Origin of the sequence: Lacihabitans lacunae (assembly GCF_042649125.1) — a bacterium.
Classification (GTDB): Bacteria; Bacteroidota; Bacteroidia; order Cytophagales; family Spirosomataceae; genus Leadbetterella; species Leadbetterella lacunae.
This window is the reverse complement of the sequence record NZ_JBHRYQ010000001.1, coordinates 2,309,713-2,326,583: the sequence shown is the minus strand read 5'-3', so window position 1 is coordinate 2,326,583 and position 16,871 is coordinate 2,309,713. Positions and strand designations below refer to the sequence as shown.

At 38.9% G+C, this 16,871-nt stretch carries 18 protein-coding genes; 9 read left to right on the top strand and 9 right to left on the bottom strand.

Annotated elements, in window-relative coordinates:
* Positions 1-69 precede the first annotated feature (69 nt).
* On the bottom strand, positions 70-2,640 hold the full coding sequence (locus ACFOOI_RS10125) for a zinc-dependent metalloprotease (RefSeq protein WP_379837632.1): 2,571 nt from the start codon (positions 2,638-2,640) through the stop codon (positions 70-72).
* A 284-nt stretch (positions 2,641-2,924) separates the two neighbouring features.
* On the opposite strand from ACFOOI_RS10125, the gene ACFOOI_RS10120 reads away from it, so the two are divergent.
* The 4 genes from ACFOOI_RS10120 to ACFOOI_RS10105 are packed head-to-tail and all read left to right on the top strand — an operon-like array spanning position 2,925 to position 5,937.
* Positions 2,925-3,635, top strand: coding sequence for a LiaI-LiaF-like domain-containing protein (locus tag ACFOOI_RS10120; protein ID WP_379837630.1), 711 nt, complete (start codon positions 2,925-2,927; stop codon positions 3,633-3,635).
* 44 nt (positions 3,636-3,679) lie between these two features.
* Entirely contained in the window at positions 3,680-4,144 is a 465-nt protein-coding gene (locus ACFOOI_RS10115; protein ID WP_379837628.1) for a LiaF domain-containing protein, read from the top strand.
* A gap of 6 nt (positions 4,145-4,150) precedes the next feature.
* Entirely contained in the window at positions 4,151-5,203 is a 1,053-nt protein-coding gene (locus ACFOOI_RS10110) for a sensor histidine kinase (protein WP_379837626.1), read from the top strand.
* Positions 5,200-5,937 carry a LytR/AlgR family response regulator transcription factor gene (locus ACFOOI_RS10105; RefSeq protein ID WP_379837625.1) on the top strand — a complete coding sequence of 246 codons (738 nt, stop codon included), beginning with the start codon at positions 5,200-5,202 and terminating at the stop codon, positions 5,935-5,937. The genes ACFOOI_RS10110 and ACFOOI_RS10105 overlap by 4 nt, the downstream gene beginning before the upstream one ends.
* Positions 5,938-5,939: 2 nt before the next feature.
* Here the strand turns inward: ACFOOI_RS10105 and ACFOOI_RS10100 are convergent, their stop codons facing one another.
* Together ACFOOI_RS10100 and ACFOOI_RS10095 are read right to left on the bottom strand one after the other, a co-directional pair.
* The gene (locus tag ACFOOI_RS10100) at positions 5,940-6,980 is read right to left on the bottom strand and encodes a PA0069 family radical SAM protein (RefSeq protein ID WP_379837623.1); all 1,041 of its coding nucleotides are present in this window, start codon (positions 6,978-6,980) and stop codon (positions 5,940-5,942) included.
* Positions 6,981-7,082: 102 nt separating this feature from the next.
* Positions 7,083-8,408, bottom strand: coding sequence for a carbohydrate porin (locus ACFOOI_RS10095; protein ID WP_379837621.1), 1,326 nt, complete (start codon positions 8,406-8,408; stop codon positions 7,083-7,085).
* A 287-nt stretch (positions 8,409-8,695) separates the two neighbouring features.
* On the opposite strand from ACFOOI_RS10095, the gene ACFOOI_RS10090 reads away from it, so the two are divergent.
* Both ACFOOI_RS10090 and ACFOOI_RS10085 read left to right on the top strand, forming a co-directional pair.
* A complete protein-coding gene (locus tag ACFOOI_RS10090; RefSeq protein WP_379837619.1) occupies positions 8,696-9,148 on the top strand; it encodes a DUF1801 domain-containing protein in 453 nt (150 codons plus the stop codon).
* A gap of 28 nt (positions 9,149-9,176) precedes the next feature.
* Positions 9,177-9,665, top strand: a complete 489-nt coding sequence (locus ACFOOI_RS10085) for a hypothetical protein (RefSeq protein ID WP_379837617.1) — start codon at positions 9,177-9,179, stop codon at positions 9,663-9,665.
* Between the two features lie 16 nt (positions 9,666-9,681).
* On the opposite strand, the gene ACFOOI_RS10080 is transcribed toward ACFOOI_RS10085, so the two are convergent.
* Entirely contained in the window at positions 9,682-10,602 is a 921-nt protein-coding gene (locus ACFOOI_RS10080; protein ID WP_379837615.1) for a LysR family transcriptional regulator, read from the bottom strand.
* A 131-nt stretch (positions 10,603-10,733) separates the two neighbouring features.
* On the opposite strand from ACFOOI_RS10080, the gene ACFOOI_RS10075 reads away from it, so the two are divergent.
* Together ACFOOI_RS10075 and ACFOOI_RS10070 are read left to right on the top strand one after the other, a co-directional pair.
* On the top strand, positions 10,734-11,000 hold the full coding sequence (locus tag ACFOOI_RS10075; RefSeq protein ID WP_379837613.1) for a hypothetical protein: 267 nt from the start codon (positions 10,734-10,736) through the stop codon (positions 10,998-11,000).
* A gap of 32 nt (positions 11,001-11,032) precedes the next feature.
* Entirely contained in the window at positions 11,033-11,995 is a 963-nt protein-coding gene (locus tag ACFOOI_RS10070) for a sodium-dependent bicarbonate transport family permease (protein ID WP_379837611.1), read from the top strand.
* A gap of 76 nt (positions 11,996-12,071) precedes the next feature.
* Here the strand turns inward: ACFOOI_RS10070 and ACFOOI_RS10065 are convergent, their stop codons facing one another.
* The 5 genes from ACFOOI_RS10065 to ACFOOI_RS10045 all read right to left on the bottom strand — a co-directional run bounded on the left by ACFOOI_RS10065 (position 12,072) and on the right by ACFOOI_RS10045 (position 16,065).
* On the bottom strand, positions 12,072-12,683 hold the full coding sequence (locus ACFOOI_RS10065; protein WP_379837609.1) for a class I SAM-dependent methyltransferase: 612 nt from the start codon (positions 12,681-12,683) through the stop codon (positions 12,072-12,074).
* Between the two features lie 84 nt (positions 12,684-12,767).
* On the bottom strand, positions 12,768-13,664 hold the full coding sequence (locus tag ACFOOI_RS10060; RefSeq protein WP_379837607.1) for an NmrA family NAD(P)-binding protein: 897 nt from the start codon (positions 13,662-13,664) through the stop codon (positions 12,768-12,770).
* A gap of 101 nt (positions 13,665-13,765) precedes the next feature.
* The gene (locus ACFOOI_RS10055) at positions 13,766-14,203 is read right to left on the bottom strand and encodes an SRPBCC family protein (protein WP_379837606.1); all 438 of its coding nucleotides are present in this window, start codon (positions 14,201-14,203) and stop codon (positions 13,766-13,768) included.
* Positions 14,204-14,235: 32 nt separating this feature from the next.
* Positions 14,236-15,408 (bottom strand): MFS transporter, encoded by a 1,173-nt coding sequence (locus ACFOOI_RS10050; protein ID WP_379837604.1) that lies wholly within the window; start codon positions 15,406-15,408, stop codon positions 14,236-14,238.
* 150 nt (positions 15,409-15,558) lie between these two features.
* The gene (locus ACFOOI_RS10045) at positions 15,559-16,065 is read right to left on the bottom strand and encodes a hypothetical protein (RefSeq protein ID WP_379837602.1); all 507 of its coding nucleotides are present in this window, start codon (positions 16,063-16,065) and stop codon (positions 15,559-15,561) included.
* Between the two features lie 132 nt (positions 16,066-16,197).
* Between ACFOOI_RS10045 and ACFOOI_RS10040 the strand changes: the two genes are divergently transcribed.
* Complete coding sequence (locus ACFOOI_RS10040; protein ID WP_379837600.1) at positions 16,198-16,839, top strand: response regulator; 642 nt, start codon at positions 16,198-16,200, stop codon at positions 16,837-16,839.
* Positions 16,840-16,871: the final 32 nt, after the last annotated feature.

Here is a 16,871-nt window from a genome sequence, read left to right as displayed (position 1 = left end):
TGCTATAAACACAAAAAAAGGCCTGCACCGAGATTTCGATGCAGGCCTTTAAAAGAACTCCTTAAATTATTATTTTTTCTCGAAGGCGTCGTTGATACGAGCCACCAAGTCTTGCACATGGTATTTGCTTACTTTGTCTGTCATTCTTGCTGAAGAAGCACTTAGTTCGCCTTTTAGCGAAGTCAATATACCTCTCGCTATAGAAGGAATGTCAGTTTCTTCTAAGTTAACCGTACGTGTATTGAAACCATACGTAACCCCAACCGGAATAGACCTAACCATGGCTTTGCCAGGCTTAAGCATGTCTATTAGTTTGTCTACATATACTTTTTGTAAGTTACGTCTTGTAATGTCAATACTTGATTTTCCGCGAAGCTCAGCAAATATGCCCGACTTAAGGTCTGACATCAGGTCGTCTACACTGTAGTTAGCTGCACTCATAGAAGAAGCCTCTGTAAGTCTTACCAATCTGTCGCCAGCCAAAAGGCTCGAAAGGGCATAGTCTTGGATAGATTTAAGTGCCTCAACACCATTTTCAGGCTTGATTTTAGCCAATACGTTTTGGTCTAACATCCATGTAGGTGTGTCAAACAACTGCGTGTTTAAGAATGCAACTGCTTCTTTTTGCGTAGCTTTTGGTACAATCTCAAACTGGTCGCCGGTCATGTCATACGTTTTTGGAGAATCATAGATACCACCTACGTTTTTAATAACATGGCCCATGTAGCGTCTGTATTGTCCTACCAATTGCGTGTAAAGCTCATCTAACTCACTGTAACTTTCTCCGTTTTCTTTCGACCAGGTAACTAGGTTTGGTAAAATACGCTTAAGGTTTTTAATACCGTATTCAGAGGCCTTCATGGCGTTGTCGCCGATGTCTTCTGTTTGGTATCTTGGGTCATATGGGCTTATTTCAGTACCAAACCAAAGTCTACGGTTCTTGTAAGCTTCTTTGGTCATTTCGTTCAATGTGGCCTTCTCTTCGTCCGCAGATTTTGCGTCGGCAAAATAGCTATATCCCCACTTAATGGCCCATTTGTCGTAGTCGCCTATTCTTGGGAAGAAATCTTTCACGCCGTCTTCTGGTTGGGCCACATAGTTAAATCTGGCGTAGTCCATTATAGAAGAGGTATGTCCGTTTACTCTTTGGAACTCAGGGTCTCTCAGTTTTTCTACAGGCGTAGCCGAACTCGCTCCCATGTTATGTCTCAAGCCAAGGGTGTGGCCCACTTCGTGCGAAGACACAAAACGAATCAATTCGCCCATTAGCTCGTCGCTAAACTGCTTGTTTCTAGCCGCAGGGTCTACCGCCGCAGTTTGAATCATATACCAATTTCGCAATAAGCTCATGATATTGTGATACCAACCGATGTGACTCTCGATAATTTCGCCCGAGCGTGGATCGTGTACGTTTGGTCCGTAAGCATTTTGAATATCTGCTGCAAAATATCTCACTACCGAGAATCTCGCATCTTCCAGGCTCATTGTAGAGTCTTTTTCTGGCCAGTATTCGCCACTGATGGCGTTTTTCCAACCAGCACTTTCAAATGCCACTTTCCAATCATCGATACCCGCTTTTATGTATTTTTTCCATTTATCGGGCGTAGCAGGGTCTATATAGTAAACGATTGGCTTCAATGGCTCAATCAATTCTCCATTTTTTTGTTTCAAAGCATCCGCTTTTGACTTCGGCTCTAGTTTCCATCTAACCGCAAAAACGTCTGTTTTAGATTTTTGAGACTCTTCCTCAAATACATCGTACTCATTTGCAAAATATCCTACACGAGCATCAAACTCACGTTTACGCATCGGTACTTTTGGAAGCAAAATCATAGACGTGTTAAACTCCATAGTTACCACACCCGCATCGAGTGCCGACGGAAGGTTTCTGCCGATTTGCGGCATTGGGGTTAGGGAGATTCTTGGAGGTGTAGTAGCAAATGTTTTTACCGTTCTAATCTCCGTGTTTATTGGGTAAGTGCTTATTTTCTGAATAAACGATTTGTCTTTTTGGAAACTTACGATGTTAAGCAACTGCTTACGTATTGGGTCCAAAGAGAAAGTTTGCATGTCGGCGTCAAAGGTGCTAGTAACGTCAATAACGTATGCTGTCTTAACTTTACCGCTGCTGTCTTTTTTGTAAGCTTTTATTTCAAAATTTCCGATAATTGGATCAGAACTTGAGTTTTTAACGGCCTGTGCCATAGGCTTGGTGCTATCCGGCGACATTATTACATAGGTGATAGAACGCAAAAGAAGGTTGTCGTTTTGGCCTTTTTCCCATCTCACTACCTGACGGTTTACTTCTTCTCCTCCAAAAATACCGCCACCGGCAGCAGTTTTAGAAAAACGCGTAATCGCCATTATTTCTCTTCCGATTAAGCTGTCCGGAATCTCAAACATGTACTTGTCGTCTAGTTTGTGAACCGTCATTAATCCTTTCTGAGTTACCGCGGTGCTGTCAATAACTTCTTTGTAAGGCTTAGGACCTTTTTTTACTTCAGGTTTTTTCGGAGCTTCTGCCTTTTTGGGAGCTTCTGCCACAGTTTTTTCTGGCTCTTTGTTTTTCTTTTTTCGTTGGGCCTGAGCACCAAACAATACGCAGATTGTGAGACCCGCTATTAGAGAGATTTTTTTCATTAAGATTAGTTTAAAGTGTTATTAACCGTTTGTACTGATGAATAAGACATCAAAAATAACATTTCTCAGTTATTTCTTTACTTAAAAATGATTTTAGGGTTAAATTGTTTACTGAAAGGTAAATTTAAGAAGACCAATGGTTATTATCTGTCTTCGAGAGTTTGGAACAAAATCGTTTATCGGTAAAAAACGACCACTCATCGGACTTTTAAAATAACCTTACCGAATACTTGTAAGTGGAAGGGGCAAAAGCCTCTTAAATTTGAAGAAAAATAAAGACAAACATGAAGAAAGATAATAAAAACTCAGTGCTCTTTTGGGCAACATTCTTGGTAACAGCCGGAGGTATTTTCCTTTTGAAAAATTTCGGCCTTTTAGATTTTAATTTTCCGGTGAAAATTTTCACTTGGCGTCTGATTCCACTCATAATAGGTATCAATGCGTTTTTGAAAGGCAAGAATTTTGAAGGAATTATAGGGGTAGGAATCGCCGTGGTATTTTTTATTCCTGATTTTTTGAATAAAGCCCAGACGGTTACCTATTTTAAACTTTGGCCGCTGCTTTTGGTAGGTATTGGTGGTATGATTTTGTTTAAATATTTCAACCCGAAGTTTGATAAACCAAAACGTATTTTTAGACCGGAAGGTGACGAGTCTGACTACATAAATGAGTCCAATATAATGGGCGGAACCAACAAGAAAATATTCTCGAAGCACTTTGAAGGCGGGCAATTAAACTGCGTAATGGGCGGAGCACAAATTGACCTAACCGAGGCTCAACTGGCCGAAGGAGCTGTTTTAAATGTGTTTTTGCTCATGGGTGGTTTAGAACTAAAAGTACCCAAAGAGTGGAATGTGCAGATAGACGTGCTGCCGATTATGGGTGGTGTAGACGACCAAATCACGAAGTTTCCGGAGTTTGTAGTAAACCAAGAAAAGAAACTGTTTTTGACTGGAAATGTAGTGATGGGCGGTGTAGAAATAAAAAGATTTTAAAATAAAAATTCAAGGATTTTTTTAACTAAAAATGATATAAAACTATGGGAAATAGCAGACAGATTTTGAAATACTTTGTGATCATCATGGTGGTTTTTGGAGTGCTGGGCGTGATAGGGAGCTTTGCGGACGAAAAAAATGAAGAAGAAGAGCATATTCAAATAGAGTCAGACGGAAAAGGGAGCAGAGTAGGTATTGATAATTTTATGGGAGGGAGCAAAAAAAGCATCAGCGGAGATTTTGGTGGAGGAGAAATCAATAACATGATGGGGAGCGTTCAGCTTGACCTTTCGAATGCCACACTTGCCTCTGACCAAGTTTTAGATGTAAGCCTCATGATGGGTGGTGTTAAGGTTATAGTGCCAAAAGACATGCGAATAGACGTTGGTGCTTCCGCATTTTTGGGTGGAGTAGAAGACAAATCAGAAGAAGGTAACCCTGCCGAAGGTCCAGTTTTACATATTTATGGATCCATTTTTATGGGTGGGTTAAATATCGAAAGAAACTAGAACTAGATGAAGCATCCAATATTATCGGGGAAGTTTAGATTGTTGCGTTTTTTGGCTATTTGGATAGCTATGGGGCTCATATTTTATGTTACCATGTCTAACCTTACGCCAGCAAATAAGAAGTTTCTTTTCGTTGATATTTTAGGGCAAAATATGATAATGGCGGGGCTAATGATTGGCCTTTGGTACCCAATAAAATTTATGTCGTGGGAAAATCAAAAGCTGCCTATGTTGATTTTGAATCATGTGCTTTTATATGCTGTTTTTGCTTCTACTTGGGTGTTTTTGATCCATTTGGTGCTAAAGTTAGTCTTTCCAGTTTCGGAAATAAACGACTATATCTCAAACGCAATCGCGTATAAAATTCCGTTTTCGTTTTTCGCTTATATCGTTTTTGTGATATCGGTGTATTTGTTAAAGTATTATAATTCGTACATAGAAAAAAAGGAAATAGAAAGTAAGCTTAGTCAATCCATCAAAGAAGCCGAACTGACCTTGCTTCGGAATCAGATGAACCCACATTTTATTTTTAATAGCCTTAACAGCATCAGCTCTTTAACTATTATAGACCCCGAAAAAGCCCACGACATGATTATTAAATTGTCGGATTTTTTGAGATATACGGTGGGTTATGGACAGCTAAACAAAGTGCCGCTTCAGAAAGAAATGGATATGTGTGAGGCGTATTTAGAAATAGAGAAAATTCGGTTCGGAAATAAGATATCTGTAGAGTTGCAGATTGACCCGGAGTCGCTTGAAGTGGAAGTACCAAGCATGCTGTTGCAAACTCTGTTTGAAAATGCCATAAAACATGGAATCTATAACTCACTTAAGCCAGAAGTGATATTGTTTAAAACAAAAATAGAAAACGACAGACTGGAACTCATCATGGAAAATACCTTTGATTCATCGGGTAAAAACCATGCAGTGGGTACTAAAACCGGACTGAAAAACATAAAAGAGAGGCTCAGGTTAAATTATAAAAACTTGGCTATTTTTGAGACCCAAACCATAGATGAGAAATTTGTGGTTTGGATAAATATTCCATTAAATTCATGAAAATAAAAACCTTACTTATAGACGACGAGCAGTTAGCTCGTGCATTGGTACAAAATTTTATAAAAGCAGACCCCGATTTTGAGGTTATTGGTGAAGCCGAAGATGGTTTTCAGGCCATGAAAATGATTCAGGAGCTAAAACCCGATGTGATATTTTTGGATATCCAAATGCCCAAAATCACTGGCTTAGAGATGCTTGAGCTTATCGAAAACCCACCGATTGTGGTGTTTTCTACGGCGTATGATCAATATGCCATAGCGGCTTTTGAGAAAAACGCGATCGATTATTTGCTAAAGCCTTTTTCGAAAGACCGTTTTTTGAAAACATTAGAAAAAGTAAAAGCAAAGTTTGCTGAAAAAAGCGACACCAAAGAAGATATAGCAAAGCTGCTGAATCAGCCTGATAAGGTTTTGGAAAGGGTGGTGGTAAAAAACGGAACCAAGATAGAAGTGATTCCTTTTGAAGAAATCATGTATCTAGAAACGGACGGCGACTATGTTTGGATTCACACCGAAAAGGCCAAGCACCTAAAACAAAAAACCATGAAAGAGTTTGAGCAGCAACTGCCGGCTCATTTTATCAGAATTCACCGCTCATATTTGGTAAATTCGGAGCAAATCCTCAAACTAGAGCTCTATGAAAAAAGCTCATATGTGGCTCTTATGAAAAATGGAGCTAAGCTAACCATAAGTAAATCAGGCTATAAGGAACTAAAAGACGCCTTGGGTTGGTAATTTTAAAATAAACTTAGCTGTGGGTTTCTGTTTTTTTCAAATGCTTCAGTACTGAGTTTTGGAAAAGAAAAATCAGGGAAGAATTTTAGCTTCGCCAATGCCGCTTCTTGTCTGATAGTTTCTGCCAAAGCCCCTGTTCCTCGCATACGCTCCATAGGAGTTTTGCTTCCCAGTTTTCCCTGATGTGTTTCTTTTATTTGGTTCAAAATTTTGGATGCCCTATCTGGGTAATGTGTATGTGCCCATTCCGAAAAAATGGGCTCCACCGAATCGTTTAGCCTCACCAATGCATACGAAAATCCGTTTGCTCCATGATTTTTAAAGGCTTCGGCCATTTTCAATATTTCATGAGAGTTTAATCCCGGAATAATCGGTGCCATCATCCCGATTACAGGTATATTATGTTCAGACAAAACCTGCATGGCTTTTAGTCTATTGGCTATGCTCGATGTACGCGGTTCTAGTTTTTGTCTCAAAGTTTCATCCAAGGTAGTGATAGACAAAGCCACACTTATAAGCATGTCTTTTTGAAGTTCTTGTAATAAGTCTAAGTCTCTAAGCAGTAAGGCGTTTTTGGTGATTATGCCTACTGGGTGTTTGTATTTTACACATACTTCCAAAATTTTTCTAGTAAGCTCAAGTTTACGTTCGGCGGGTTGGTAGCAGTCTGTATTACCTGAAATGGAAATGGTGCTGGGTTTGTAGTTTTTTTTTCTGAAAAGTGCTTCTAAAAGCTTGGCGGCATCGGGTTTGTACAATATTTTTCTTTCGAAATCTACGCCTGCATTTAGCGACCAATATTCGTGGGTAGGCCTAGCAAAACAGTAACTACAGCCGTGTTCGCAACCTTGGTATGGATTTAGTGAATAAATAAAAGGAAGGTCGGTACTTTTAACTTCGTTTACAATTGTTTTAGAAACTATCGGCCTTAGTTCGGTTTTATGTTTTTTATCGTCGGGCTCCCATTCGTCTTGCCAAGCCGCAAAAACCTCTTGCGATTCAAACTTGTTTTTTACATTACTAACCGCACCTTGACCTTTCATAAATCAAATGTAGACCATTGGTTTATGAGTATCAAAAAAAGCTAATTTTCTTAGATTTCGCTTGCTGAAATATTTGCCAGCCTGCGATTAAATAAGCAAAATTTAAATTCTAATATGCGTTCGGATGGAATATACATTTACGGGGCCTTTGCGGTCGTGGTTATATCCTGGGTTTCTTACATTTTGATAATCTGCGGTTACGTATATGCCTTCTTTTAGTTCAGTTTTGTAATATATTTCACCTACTTTTTCCGCAGCGTAATTGATTTTGCCATCGCCAATCATGAAGCCGTATCCGCCCGCTGCTAAATAGTTTCGGTGAGGACTAGAAAGCCCCGACATTACATACGAAACTCCAAATTTATCAGAAGGCCTGGCCCATTTAGTGCCATTGTATACCAAGCCTGAACTTATGCTGCGATCTATCTCGGTAAATACCCATGTTTCATTGTGTCCGTCGTTTATACTGCTTCTAAAAAACACTCCGGCGTCATGGTTTATTTGTTGCTCCAGGTTAATGCCAACGCCATATTTTTTATGTGCATAACTTCTGCTTAGCAATATGTCAGGATTGCTCGGGTTTTGGGCGATGGCCTCGTTGTAGCTTCCCATATTTGCCGATGTATAAAAACCTAAGATTCTGGCCGCCCCAGTTAGATTGGCAATAGCGTGGTTATGGGTATATTCCAAAGTATGCGAACCTGATTTTTTGATGTTCCAATCCATATCGTTTCCGTTGGCCATTTTTGGGAGCAACGAAAACGCATAGCGAAGCTCGTTTTTTGGAGAAACATATTCCAAAATAGCACTTGGAGCATATCCACGTGTATTTGCGGGATAATCCCAGGCACCGTTACTCATTAGTGCCCAGTTCAAAAACTGCGTACGTGGGTCGTGGCTGTAGGTGTTTTTGTCAAAAAAATCAGCCATACTTATTTTTCCTACCGTAAAGTTTAGATACTTTTCAGGCAAAACTGTTTTCAGTTGATTAAAGTCTGATTCTACGTTGCTGCCTCTTTCGCTGTTTAGTCTTATTCTTTGTTGGAAATAAAGGCGAGCCACATATATTTTTGGTGATGAGCTTCCTATTCTAAAGGTCTCTCCATTGGTGGCAGAAGCCAAGCCGAGTACATCGCTTAAGCCCGATCCGCCTGCTATTTCGGGATTAATGAAGGCACTTGCTCCTTGCCATAGGCGGGCTCCTAAATATAAAGTGGAGGTTATGGAGGTCCTGTTTTCCTTTAGCGTTTGTAAGCTATTTTGACCCGAGTAAGGAGCCGAAAATTCGGGCTTGGTTTGATTTGCCACCGTTGCTTGCACATGCACCGAAAACCTTTCAGATGAATCTGATAATGATTTTTGCCCCATAACATTTAGACATGTACTTGCTAAAATAATAGATAACAAAATGAACTTAGTTTTAAACATAAATTTGAATGTGTTGGTATAGGTTTATTTGGAATATTTAAAGTTTAAATGCTGCATTTATTGTTTCAAAATGAAAATATTTATATCAAAAATATAATTGTTATACATAGATGAAATACAATGCTTTTTGACAAGTTTTTTTAAATTTCCGACCAAAAGTAATTGTATATTTTTGAATAAAATGTGTTTATTTTTAATGTTTTTTTATGAATTAAAACGCTATTAATCTTGTCTTAAAATGTGATTTAAAGTAGATTTATTGAGTCTTAAAAAAAGGGGATAAAGAAATGAAAATAGAAGCAAATTCACCTGAGGAATACATCAATAATGTGCCCGATGACCGAAAGGAACCGATGGCGAAATTGAGACAAATAATATTAGAAAACTTACCAGTAGGTTTTGAAGAAACCATGAGCTACGGTATGATTGGCTACGTGGTGCCGCATCGTATTTTTCCGAGTGGCTACCACTGTGACCCGAAGCTACCTTTGCCCTTTATTAACATCGCTTCTCAAAAAAACTTTATCGCTTTTTATCATATGGGAATTTATGCCATGCCAACTTTATTAGCATGGTTTTTGAGCGAATATCCCAAGTATTCCAGTGCTAAACTCGACATGGGTAAAAGTTGCATTAGATTTAAAAAAATGGATCAAATACCTTACGAGCTTTTGGGTGAATTGGTCAGGAAAATCACCCCACAGCAATGGATAGACACCTATACAAGTGCAAGAACCTAATAATTCAATTAAAACGAAAAGTGCAAAAATGGAAACAAAATTTACGGAAACGCAGCGTTTCACGCAGTGGTGGCTTTGGGTAATTTTAATCGGTGTTTTATTGATTCCTATTTACGGCATTTACAAGCAGATGTTTCTTGGAGAGCCTTTTGGCGACAATCCAACCTCTAACATCGGCCTTATTGTGTTTTTTGTTACTATTTTAGGTTTAGTTATCGGTTTTAGACTCATAAAACTTCATACTACAGTAGACGCCAAAGGCATCAGTTTTGATTTTTTGCCTTTTTCAAGCAAAGAAATATTGTGGTCCGAAGTGTTAACCGCTGAAGTGATAGACTATGGTTTTGTGGGTGGTTATGGTGTGCGTTTGTTTACCAATTACGGTACCGTCTATAATATCAAAGGCAGAATAGGGCTGCACGTGGTTTTAAAGTCTGGTGATGAGTTTTGTCTCGGAACTCAAAAGCCAGATGAGTTAAAAATGCTGCTAAACAAACTCACAATATTGGAAGTCTGAGTTAGTGTATTATTTTTCAATAGTTTTCATACCATTTAAACAAATCTGTGCAAATCTCGCTTTTGTTTTCTGTTAAATATTCCAAATAAGTTTTGGCTACTATTCCATGGTTTTTTCCTTTAGGCCATATAATCTGCCAATTGGTTTCTATGGGCAAACCTGGCACTGGAATTATTTTTAACGCTCCGTTTTGAAGCTCGTTTTTGATGCCTATCAATGGCATTATAGAATATCCCATATCTGCCAACAACGCCTGTTTTACGGCCTCATTTGAGGTTAATTCCATTTTTTTTAAGCCTACTATATTATTATGTTTCATAAATGCCTCCATGGCGTGGCGGGTGCCTGAGCCTTTTTCTCTGTAGATTAGCGGCAGGTTTTCGAAAATAGCTTCTGGCGATTTGACTTTTATTTTCAGCTCGTTTTTTCCAACTAAATAAAGTTTGTTTTTGAACAAATCAAGTGTTTCTACTTGTACCGAAGGAGGCAAAACCGAAACCAATGAAAAGTCTACTTCGTTATTTTCTAAGCTTTCTATAACGCGTTCTTTGTTTGTGACATCCATTATGAGTTTAATACCGGGATGCTTTTTTACAAATTCAGAAAGAAAAAATGGCATGATATACTTGCCTGTGCTAACAATCGATATTTTAAGGTTACCCGTCAGCTGGCCTTTATGGGCTAAGGTTTTGAAATTTATCTGCTCTACCTGCTCCAATATATTCTTGGCGGCTTCGGCTATCTCATTTCCAAAGTCGGTAATATGAATTTTCCTGCCCAAAGTCTCAGTAAGCGGTATATCAAACTGCATTTGGAAGTTTTTGAGCTGAATAGAAACCGCAGGCTGCGTCAGGTGAAGTTCCTCGGCAGCTTTTGTGATGCTCTCTAGTTCCGCGATTTTTAAGAAAATCTGTAATTGGTTTAGGGTATAATTCATAAATATCTTTTATAATATACATTACAAACATAAATAAAAACTTATGAATAAGCCAAAGTAATTTTGCAGAAAGAAAACTAACCGGTTTTTTTTTATCAAAACTAAAAGATTTTTTACTTAAACAAATTAAGATGATTGTAAACGAATTTAAACTACTAGCAGGTGAGTTTGAGGCTGCGGATGCTAAAGAGATTTTAACGAGTTTGTTAGACGATAAAATTGCGTTTCATGCTCAAAAGCAAATAAGCTACGAGGAGCGATACGGTAAAAGAGAGGAACACGCAGACGTACGGATAGCGGAGTTGAAAGAAAGCAAAAAGGAGATTTTAGAACTGTTGGCTCTTGCCGAAAAAGAAAACCGAAAACTGGTTTTGAGTTCTTCAATCAAATTAAGCTAAAGACCATTTTTTTTTAATCCAATATTATATTAATGAATCTAAATTTACTTTTTGAAAATCTAACAAACCCAGCGTTGTTATTTTTTATATTAGGAATAGTGGCAGTTTATCTAAAAAGCGACTTAGAAATTCCGCCAAATTCTTCAAAATTCATTTCACTCTATTTACTTTTTTCTATTGGTTTTAAAGGCGGTCAGGAGCTCTCACATGAGAGCTTTTCTTTTGAAATCATGTGGTCAATCGTTTTCGGTTTGATGGTGGCTTTATTGATACCGCTTTACACGTTTTTTATTCTAAAACAAAAACTCAATATATACGATGCGGGTGCCATTGCAGCGGCTTACGGTTCTGTGAGTGCCGTTACATTTGTTACTGCAGTAGCATATTTGGAGTCTGTTCAGCTAGTTTTGCATGGGCACATGGTGGCCATTATGGCACTCATGGAATCTCCTGCTATCATAGCGGGCTTGGTTTTGATTTCGTATTTCGACAAAGACAATGAAACTCAAATTAAGAAATCGAACGCACTGAAACATTCGCTTACTAACGGGAGTGTTTTGTTAATCATTGGAAGTTTGGTAATCGGTTTTTTAGCCTCAGACAAGCAAGCCCAAGGTATCAAGCCATTTACCGACGATATTTTCAAAGGTTTTTTAGCCATATTTTTATTAGATATGGGTATCGTGAGCGGTCGGAAATTAAACACGCTGCTGTCAAACGGATGGTTCCCTTTTGTGTTCGCCATTTTGGTGCCTCTTTTTAACGGTAGCCTAATTGGACTACTCAGCGGAGCCATAACCGATGATGTTTCCAGTAGATTTATTTTTGCAATATTAGCAGCTTCAGCATCTTATATTGCGGTACCGGCAGCCATGAAAATAACCGTTCCTAAAGCCAATCCGGGTTTGTTTTTGCCGATGGCCTTAGCGGTTACATTTCCTGTAAATATCACAATAGGTTTTCCTATATATTATTATGTGGTGAGTACTTTTTGATTGTAAAAATGTATCAAAAAAATAGCCCCCAAACGGTTAACTGTTTGGGGGCTTGCTTTATAGGGGAAGTTTAGGTTTAAGCTTTTTTGAAACTACAAAAAACGAAGTTCTGAGCAGTGTTAAAAGGTGTAATGTGATCTTCTGTAATACATTTCATCTTTTCAAAACCGTCATTTAAAGCTGTTTGAAGGCTGCTTTCTGAGTATTGTTTGATGTGTAAGCCGCTACACTTTTCGGGGCCATTTTCCGAAAAAGTACCGATGGTCATAAAGCCATTTACTGCTTTTTTTGCGATATTAAGATATTGTTGTACTTGGTTTTCTTCTGTTAAAAAATGGAAAGCGGCCCTGTCGTGCCACACGTCATAAATTTGCTCGGGAGCAAAATCGGTGATGTCACTCACCACCCAATTTACCTTGGCTGCCTTGTCGCCCAATCTGATTTTGGCTTTCTCTAAAGCAGCTTCAGAAATGTCCAAAACGGTGATGTTTTCGTAGCCTTCTTCTATTAAAAAGTCTACGAGCTTGCTGTCGCCGCCGCCAATGTCGATGATTTTGGCAGACTTAGGAAGTCCAAATGAACGAATAAACGACAATGAAGTCTCAGGAGTATCCTGTGTCCAACTTACTTGGTCTGCATTTTTGGTTTTATAAACCGTATCCCAATGATTCTGTATAGCGTTCTCCATGATACAAATATTTATTTTCAAATTGATTATTTGTGTGATATTTGTTGCATTTGTGTTATCTCCAAAGTAGGAGCAGTGATCACCCTAAACCTTATTGGCGTACAGCATATCTTTTACCGAAAACCAGCTCATGCCGGCATACCTGTTGTTGTCGAGTTGTTTTATTTCTGAGCGGGGATCTATCATGTTGTGCATGTATTGCATGCCTTGCCAAGCGGGGTAAAGTTCGTTTTCGGCGGGACTGACTTTTTTGGCTATTTTTATCATGATTCCGAGTAAAGTTTTTCCTCCTAATCGGATTAGCGTAAATGATTTTTTGGTGACTTCGCTCACCGCTACTTTAACTTCCCTTGGGCTTATTTGGTCACCTGCTATATTGAGGTATCGGGGTGTATTTGGATCCAATGCTACGTTTGCTGTGTATTTTGCTACGTCATCTATGGCCGTAAAGCCCCATTTGTAATCGGCTTTTCCCCAATAAATTACGAGTTTCGGTTTGAATACAATCAATGGCATTTCATCTAAAATTAACTCCATAAATGCTCCGTTGAAAACAGAGGTGGCTCGTATGTTTTGCTGGTCTAAATACGTGTGAAACTCACGACGGAGGTCGAGGTTTCTGTTTTCGTCCTGTTTGAAATTGGTAAAATCAAGTGAATAATCAGAAGGGATAAACCTTGGTACTCCTGCCAAGACTGCGGCATCTAAAAGGATTTTTTGGGCGTCAATGATTACGTCTTTTAGTCCTGCCAATACCGAAACTACGCAGGCTACATCATCACACGCTATGGCTATTTCTTCTTTGTTCCAATGGTTTAGTTCGTGTATTTTGGCTCCGATTTTAAAAAGTGCATTAATGATTTCGGTATCGGTATTGGGTCTTATTAAAACTTTAACTTCGGCGTTTTTTTCTACCAAAGCTTTCACTATTCGCTTTCCCAAATTTCCGGTGGCCCCTGCTACCAATATCATATTTCGCATCTCTTTTTTTTTATTTAAAGATACAACATTGAGAATTACTTTTTGTTAGGGAAAAAATATAAACAGAGGGATAAGAACTTTAATATAATCCTGAAATAATATCAAAACGCTGTTTCGTCCATTTGCTTGCGTAATCTTTTGCTAATTTTTACCCAACCCATGTTCATAATTACATAAGCCAAATAGTTTTTTATGCCCGTAAATCCGCTCTGTTCTAACATCAGTTCTGTGCCGTTTTCTTTGGGGCTTAAGGTCCAGGTGACCACTGAGTCGAGGGTAATGTTATCTCTTGAACTTCCTCCTTGCCAAGTGTAAATTAGTTTGTGCTGCGGTATAATTTCCAAAACCTCTCCATAGACGGTTCCGTCAAAACTAAATTTTGTTTTGGGCCTGGTTTTAAATTGAAATTGATGACCCATTTCCGCCTTAAAGTCGGTGGGCATTAGCCAATCGCCTAATAGTTTGGTGTCTGTCAAGTGTTTCCACACTTTTTCGGGAGCGTGTTCGAAATAAAAACTATGGGTGATACTTTTGCTCATTTTTTTGATTTAAAAATTGAATTTCAATTGGCTTATAACTTCATAGTCTTTTTCTCTAAAAATAAAGCCCACAGACCCAAAGCAGGGCCAATAGCTAAAAAGGAAAAGAGGTACTGTGTGTCTATGTATTTTGAAATATAATCAAGAAACTGAATGCTCACAATCGTGATAGAAAACCCAATGCTGTTTACAAGTGTCAGTGAAGTTCCTCTCGACTCAGGCGGTGCACTTTGGGCAACCAATGTTGAAAACAATGGAGAGTCAGCTACCACTGAAAAACCCCAGACGAATAGAAAAATCAGGAATAAAAGTAAAGAAGAATTTTCTAGGAAAAACGGTGAAAGTAAGCAACATATACCTGAAACACCCAATGCCAATGAAGCAAGTTTTTTGGTGCCCATTTTTAGACAAAATATTCCTGCTACAACACAGGCGATTGTTCCCATTCCGATGATAGAAAACGACCAGAAAGGTATGTTTAAGGTTGTTTCTGGGTATTTCGTGGTGTAGGTTTTTAGCATCAAAGGCACAAACGCCCAAAATGTATAAAGTTCCCACATGTGCCCAAAATATCCAAAGGCGGCAGCCTTAAATTGCGGAATTTTGAATCCATCTAAAAAAGCGTTTAGTTTTATTTTTCGACCTTTTTTTCGGAACGGTCCATTTGGAACAAATACAAAAATCAGGAGGCCACCTAACCAAGCTAAGGCCGTGGTAACGTATATAACGTATCGCCATGGAAAATTGCTAATGAAAGTCTTAAGCAAATGAGGGAAAGCCGTGCCTAACACCAAGGCTCCCACCAAAAAACCGAGTGATTTGCCCAAGCCAGCTTCAAAGTAATCGGAGGCGATTTTCATGCCTACCGGATAAATGCCCGCTAAGAAAAAACCAGTTAAAAACCGAAGTGCCAACAGCTCCGTGGCATTAAAACTTTCGATGCTCATGCCGATGTTAAATATGCCAGCTAAAATGGAGCTCACAAAAAACACCAAGGAAGGAGAAAAGCGGTCGGCAATAGTAAAAATGGCGAAAAATAAGGTGCCAAAAATAAACCCAAACTGTATGGCCGAAGTAACCTGCACCAAAAAATCAGCACTTAAGTTTAGTTCATTGGCTATTTCGCCTATTATCGAGTTTCCGGCAAACCACAAAGTGGTGCACAAAAACTGAGAGAGGACAATAATCGGGAGTATTTTTCGCATTCTGGCTTTGGTCTACCTATTTTGAAAGCGAATCTATGAATTTCTAGTTCGATTTTATTCGTGTTTTCTTCTTAAACTTATTTTTTTTGCATAAAAAAAGCCCGAAAAATAGATTCTCGGGCTTACTGGATTTTCGAAAAATTGAGTTACTTAGTTTAGCAATTTTATGTTTCCTTGGCCTTTGGTCACGTCTACAGTGGAGTTGTTTGAGCCTTTAGAGTTAACGGCAAATTTGATATTTACGCCCGTTTCCGTCCAGCTAACAATCTCTACCTGTCCACCCAAAATCACACCGCCTGTGCTACCGCTCAATGTGGTTTGTATCGCAGAACCAAATGCTTGTGTGGCACTGCCACTTGTTTTTTCTACACACTGAAAAACACCCACGTCGCCTTTTTTGAAATTAGTCAAATTCAAAGCTACGGTGGTAATAACCGATGTGCCGCCTGCTGTTGGCGTGCCGTTTAGGGCTATTGAGAATGATTTTAAGGCGGTGTTAAATGCACCCGAAGCGGTATTGAAAGTAACGCCTTTGCCTGCTACTTCGGCTGTGGCTGTGCCTGCTGCCAAGGTTGATTCAGCAGCTACGTCACCGTCTTTTGTGCAAGAAAAATTTAAGAATACAAGTGCTAATACCAAAGTGAAATACAATTTCATGGCTATAAAATTTTAGTTTAGTGTTTAATAATATCACAAACTTCGGTATTTTAGCCTTTCAAGAATTACGCAGTTCTGCGTATAATTATGACCCGATAAAAATCTATTTTTACATATATAAAAACCGAATAGATGATTAAAATAGCCATAGCCGAAGACAAGCACGTAATAGCCGAAACTTTAAAAGAGAAAATAGAACTAAACGTAGACTTTGGGGTAAAATTAATGGCCTCCAATGGCAAGGAACTTTTGGAGCAAATCAAAGATGCTCTTTTCGTAGATGTTATTTTTATGGATATCAATATGCCCATCATGGACGGCATGGCTGCCACCGAGTTTATTGCCAAAAATCACCCGCAGATAAAAATTATCATGTGCACGGTTTTTGACGACGAGGAGAATATTTTTCGGGCCATTCAGGCGGGTGCAAGTGGCTATATTTTAAAAGACGAAAGTCCGGCTCGCATACACCGTTATATCTACGAAACCCTCGACGGCGGAGCTCCCATGAACCCGCTAATTGCCCGCAAAGCCCTCAAAATGATTCGTGCTACTCCGGCTGCATCACAAAAAAAAGTGGATTATGGTTTGAGCGAAAGGGAACTTCAGCTTTTGGAACAACTCTCTAAAGGTATAACCTATGAGCAAATAGCTGACAATCTGTTTATTAGCTACGGAACGGTCCGGACACATTTTCAAAACATTTATAAAAAAATGCAGGTTCACAATAAATTGGAGGCTGTAAATAAGGCCAAAGATGAGAACTTGATTTAAAAACCCATAAGCTTAGAATTTCCCCTTATCCT

Coding starts and splice junctions, on each gene's coding strand:
- ACFOOI_RS10125 (WP_379837632.1), bottom strand. CDS start 2,640: ATGAAAAAAATCTCTCTAATAGCGGGTCTCACAATCTGCGTATTGTTT.
- ACFOOI_RS10120 (WP_379837630.1), top strand. CDS start 2,925: ATGAAGAAAGATAATAAAAACTCAGTGCTCTTTTGGGCAACATTCTTG.
- ACFOOI_RS10115 (WP_379837628.1), top strand. CDS start 3,680: ATGGGAAATAGCAGACAGATTTTGAAATACTTTGTGATCATCATGGTG.
- ACFOOI_RS10110 (WP_379837626.1), top strand. CDS start 4,151: ATGAAGCATCCAATATTATCGGGGAAGTTTAGATTGTTGCGTTTTTTG.
- ACFOOI_RS10105 (WP_379837625.1), top strand. CDS start 5,200: ATGAAAATAAAAACCTTACTTATAGACGACGAGCAGTTAGCTCGTGCA.
- ACFOOI_RS10100 (WP_379837623.1), bottom strand. CDS start 6,980: ATGAAAGGTCAAGGTGCGGTTAGTAATGTAAAAAACAAGTTTGAATCG.
- ACFOOI_RS10095 (WP_379837621.1), bottom strand. CDS start 8,408: ATGTTTAAAACTAAGTTCATTTTGTTATCTATTATTTTAGCAAGTACA.
- ACFOOI_RS10090 (WP_379837619.1), top strand. CDS start 8,696: ATGAAAATAGAAGCAAATTCACCTGAGGAATACATCAATAATGTGCCC.
- ACFOOI_RS10085 (WP_379837617.1), top strand. CDS start 9,177: ATGGAAACAAAATTTACGGAAACGCAGCGTTTCACGCAGTGGTGGCTT.
- ACFOOI_RS10080 (WP_379837615.1), bottom strand. CDS start 10,602: ATGAATTATACCCTAAACCAATTACAGATTTTCTTAAAAATCGCGGAA.
- ACFOOI_RS10075 (WP_379837613.1), top strand. CDS start 10,734: ATGATTGTAAACGAATTTAAACTACTAGCAGGTGAGTTTGAGGCTGCG.
- ACFOOI_RS10070 (WP_379837611.1), top strand. CDS start 11,033: ATGAATCTAAATTTACTTTTTGAAAATCTAACAAACCCAGCGTTGTTA.
- ACFOOI_RS10065 (WP_379837609.1), bottom strand. CDS start 12,683: ATGGAGAACGCTATACAGAATCATTGGGATACGGTTTATAAAACCAAA.
- ACFOOI_RS10060 (WP_379837607.1), bottom strand. CDS start 13,664: ATGCGAAATATGATATTGGTAGCAGGGGCCACCGGAAATTTGGGAAAG.
- ACFOOI_RS10055 (WP_379837606.1), bottom strand. CDS start 14,203: ATGAGCAAAAGTATCACCCATAGTTTTTATTTCGAACACGCTCCCGAA.
- ACFOOI_RS10050 (WP_379837604.1), bottom strand. CDS start 15,408: ATGCGAAAAATACTCCCGATTATTGTCCTCTCTCAGTTTTTGTGCACC.
- ACFOOI_RS10045 (WP_379837602.1), bottom strand. CDS start 16,065: ATGAAATTGTATTTCACTTTGGTATTAGCACTTGTATTCTTAAATTTT.
- ACFOOI_RS10040 (WP_379837600.1), top strand. CDS start 16,198: ATGATTAAAATAGCCATAGCCGAAGACAAGCACGTAATAGCCGAAACT.